This is a genomic window from Enterococcus sp. 3H8_DIV0648 (assembly GCF_002140655.1).
In the GTDB taxonomy this organism is placed as follows: Bacteria; Bacillota; Bacilli; order Lactobacillales; family Enterococcaceae; genus Enterococcus_A; species Enterococcus_A hulanensis.
Genome location: NZ_NGLG01000001.1, coordinates 2,338,065 through 2,342,363, shown reverse-complemented (window position 1 = coordinate 2,342,363; position 4,299 = coordinate 2,338,065). Strand labels below are relative to the sequence as shown.

At 39.8% G+C, this 4,299-nt stretch carries 3 protein-coding genes; all 3 read left to right on the top strand.

Features of this window, described 5'->3' with window-relative positions:
• A partial coding sequence (locus A5875_RS10675; protein ID WP_088933583.1) for a BspA family leucine-rich repeat surface protein occupies positions 1-3,559 on the top strand: 3,559 nt, incomplete at its 5' end.
• Positions 3,560-3,806: 247 nt separating this feature from the next.
• A complete protein-coding gene (locus A5875_RS10670; protein ID WP_088933582.1) occupies positions 3,807-4,058 on the top strand; it encodes a type II toxin-antitoxin system Phd/YefM family antitoxin in 252 nt (83 codons plus the stop codon).
• The coding region (locus A5875_RS10665) for a Txe/YoeB family addiction module toxin (protein ID WP_088934673.1) at positions 4,043-4,299 on the top strand (257 nt) is incomplete at its 3' end. The genes A5875_RS10670 and A5875_RS10665, both read left to right, overlap by 16 nt.

The window sequence follows — 4,299 nt, the reverse complement described above, 5'->3', positions numbered from 1 at the left end:
TGATGAACCCGCACCACAAGAAACACCACCAACTACAACTGATGATGCCAAAGCCCCAAAAGAAACCGAACCAAAGCCAGTTGACGAGACAAAAAAATCAGAAGAAACGGATCAACAAGCTGACACCGCTATAACACGCGCACAAGCGCAACCTCAAAGCGATGCTGCTGATGAAGGATGGGAGTATGAAAATCGAGGAACCTATGTAGAAATCACCGATTACAAAGGGGACTTGGTGGATATTACCGTTCCGGCGAAGATTGATGGATTGCCAGTGCAAATTAATTTGGGGACTGTGTTGAAAGAGAAGATGGCAAATTATTATGGTACGCCAACAGAAACCTTCAAAATTGAATCGTCTGGTGAAGGGGAGACACCTGTTAAGTTGGTAGGGACGTTTAAGGCGTTGTTTGCTCGTCCGTCGGGTGGCGGATATGGTTTTAATACTACACTCACCTCTGTTGATTTTGGGAATGCAGATTGTTCGGGAATTCAGGATATGACCTATATGTTTTCTTTGTGTAATACGTTGAAAGATTTGAACGTAACTGGTTGGAATACGAGTCAAGTTCAGACTATGGAATTTATGTTTATAGAATGTATGGAGTTGAAAGAACTAGACTTATCCGGCTGGAAAACGAGCCAAGTACAGAATATGGCCTCGATGTTTATTTCATGTAATCAGTTGAAAGAGTTAGACCTCTCCGGCTGGGATACGAGCAATGTTCAGGATATGGCCTTGATGTTTGATAATTGTAGTCAGTTGCAGGACTTAGACTTAACTGACTGGAAAACGAGCCAAGTACAGGATATGTACGCCATGTTTCGATCGTGTAGTCAGTTGCGAAAATTAGACTTATCCAACTGGGAAACGAAACAAGTACAGGATATGAACTTTATGTTTCAAGAGTGTACTCAGTTGCAAGAATTAAACTTATCCGGTTGGGATACAAGCAGTGTTCAGAAAATGTATAGTATACTTTCAAGATGTGACAACCTTTCAAAGTTGACACTGTCTTCAGACTTTAAGTTTAAAGATGATACTGGCTTACGTGGGCTTCCTGAAACGACCTCTCGTTGGGTGAAGGATGATTTTGCGGAAATGTATGATTCAACAGCTGCTTTCATTGAAGCGCATAATGACTTGGCTGAGACAGCAACAAATCATACTTATAAAATTAAGGATTTCTCCAATCCGACTGCTGAAGGATGGGGTTTTGAAGATAAAGGAACATATATGGAGATTACCTCTTATAATGGTGACCTGACCAATATCACCGTTCCGGCGAAGATTTACGGGAAACCAGTGGAAATTAATTTGGGAACTGTGTTGAAAAATCAGATGGCAAATGAAAATGAGACGCCCACAAAAACCTTCAAAATTGAATCGGCTGGTGAAGGGGAGACGCCTGTTAAGTTGGTAGGGACATTTAAGGATTTGTTTGCTAGAAGGTTGAGTGGAGGCGGGTATTATTCTAATACCACACTCACCTCTGTGGATTTTGGGAATGCAGATTGTTCGGGAATTCAGGATATGAGCTATATGTTTCGTGGATGTAGTGAGTTGCGAGATTTGAACGTAACCGGCTGGAATACGAGCCAAGTTCAGAATATGAGCTCTATGTTTGAGAATTGTACTGTGTTGCAAGACTTAGACGTATCCAGCTGGAATACGAGTAATGTTCATAATATGGCCGCTATGTTTTATTTCTGTAGTGAGTTGAAATCCTTAAACCTAACAGGTTGGGATACGTCCAGTGTTCAGTACACTACCAGTATGTTTTACAACTGTACACAGTTGAAAGCGTTAGACTTATCAGATTGGGATACAAACCAAATTCGGTGGATGAATGATATGTTTGAAAATTGTAATCAGTTGGAAAAGTTAGACCTATCCAGTTGGGATACAAGTGAATTGGAATGGACAAATGATATGTTTTCTGGCTGTACGCAGTTGCAAGAATTAAACTTATCAGGTTGGGACACGAGCAATGTTACTGTTATGGATGCTATGTTTTCTAATTGTGCGCAGTTGCAAAAATTAAACTTATCAGGTTGGGATACGAGCCGTGTTCAGAATATGATGGGTATATTTTCAAGCTGTGATAAACTTTCAAATTTAACACTATCGTCGGACTTTAAATTTGGGTATTATCATTCTTTACCCGTATTTCCTCCTAACTCAGGAACAACGACCCAACACTGGGTGAAGGATGACTATACAGATGTGTATGATTCAACCAATGCTTTTACTGAAGCACACAATAATTTGACTGAAACAGCAACAAATCATGTATACACGATCCAGAAGAAATACAAGGTTTCTTTTGATTTGAATGATGGTAGCGGCAAGACACCTGATCCTCAGTATATTTTTGAAGGTAAATTGGCGGATAACCCTGACTATGAAGGGACAAAAGGGGATCTATTTTTTGATGGCTGGACTCTCAATAGTCTGCCGTTCACTTTTGATACGCCAATTACTGAACCTGTCGAGTTAGTCGCAAGCTGGCGCAAGGCCAGATATACAATCAAGTTTGATGCTAATAAGGGCGAAGGAACTATGAGTGATCAGGTACTGTCTATCGATGAAGAAAAATCACTCTCAGGAAATCAATTTACTCGTAAAGGGTATGATTTTGTTGAGTGGAATGAAGAATCTGATGGGAGCGGAGACAGTTATTCAGATAAAGAGGCCGTCAAAAATTTATCAACCACAGAAGGTGAACAGGTAAAACTTTATGCGCAGTGGAAGCCAATCACTTATACGATCAATTTCGATAGTAAGAACGGCTCATCCATTTCACCAAAGACATATACGATCGAAACAGGAATCGATAAGTTTGATTCACCAACTCGTCTCGGCTATACCTTCGAGGGTTGGTACGAAGGAAAAAATAAGGTAACGAAGATCGAAAAAGGTGAAACAGGCAACCGTACGTTGATTGCCAAATGGACGCCAGTAACCTATCAAGTCACCTTCGACAGCGCCGGCGGCAGCACAATTGATCCGATTACTTTCACCACTGAGACTCCGGTAGATAAATTACCTCAACCAGCACGAATCGGTTATCGTTTCTTAGGCTGGTATGACGGCGAGACAAAAGTGACCGAACTGCCAAAAGGAACGACTGGCGACAAAACCCTAACCGCGAAATGGGAAAAAATCAAGTCAATAGAAGTCATTGAAGACATTCTAAAAGAGGAAAATCAAAAGAATCGTAAGGAACAGGATTACACCGAAGACAGCTGGAAAGTGTATCAAGAAGCCAAAAAAGCTGCCGAGGATTTACTGAAAGAAGTCAATCCTGATCTACTCAAAGCCGAACAGGTATTGGCGAAACTTCAATCTGCTATCAAAGGACTAACTTTGAAAGATGCAACTGCGTCACCAACATCTGTGGGGACAACCAATATACCAGTAAGCAAAAAGGTCTATCCAACAGCACAGGTGAAACAGTATCCGCGGACAAACATGATTACAACCATTTGGCCGGGATTCGTAGGTACAGGATTAGTTGCGGCAGTAGTCGCTTTGATTAAGAAGAACAAGAAGTAGAATAATTTAGAGAAGGGCCTGGGATGTATGTCTCAGGTTCTTTTTTGCGTCAGGCCTGACGGTTATCTAGCAAGAGAATTTTAGTTGATTTATTTAAAATGTTTTTACCAATTTCCGCGTACCTTATCAGTGAAGAACTTTGATAGCAAGTTATAATGAGGGCAAGAAAAAGCCTGTTTTTGACGTACGTTAAAACGTACGCTATAATAGGTGTATAGATATTAGTAAAGCAAGGAGGGATTAAGAAATGGAAGTTATTACTCCAACTAATGCAAGAAAGAATCTTTATGGAATCATTAAGCATGTGGTGTCAGACAGTCAGCCTGTTGAGATATCGAATACTAAAGATGATGAAAGTGTTGTCATGATTAGTAAACGCGATTGGAATTCCTTACAAGAAACGATCTACTTACAGAATGCGGGTGTGATAGAACGAATCAAGCACTTTGAAAATGAGGAAAGTGAAGATTTGGGTGAAATTGATTGGGATACCATTTAAAAATTAAGAAGAATGCTCGTAAGGATTTACCAAAATTAAAAAGTATTCATTTAAACAATAAGTTTGATGAATTGATTAAAGTCATTCAAGAAAATCCGTTTCAATCTCCTCCGCCTTATGAAAAATTGACTGGATTCCCTTATTATTCAAGACGGTTGAATATTCAACATCGTTTAGTTTATAGTGTTGATGAAGAAAGTAAAACAATAACAATTCTTTCTGTATGGTCATACTATGAACG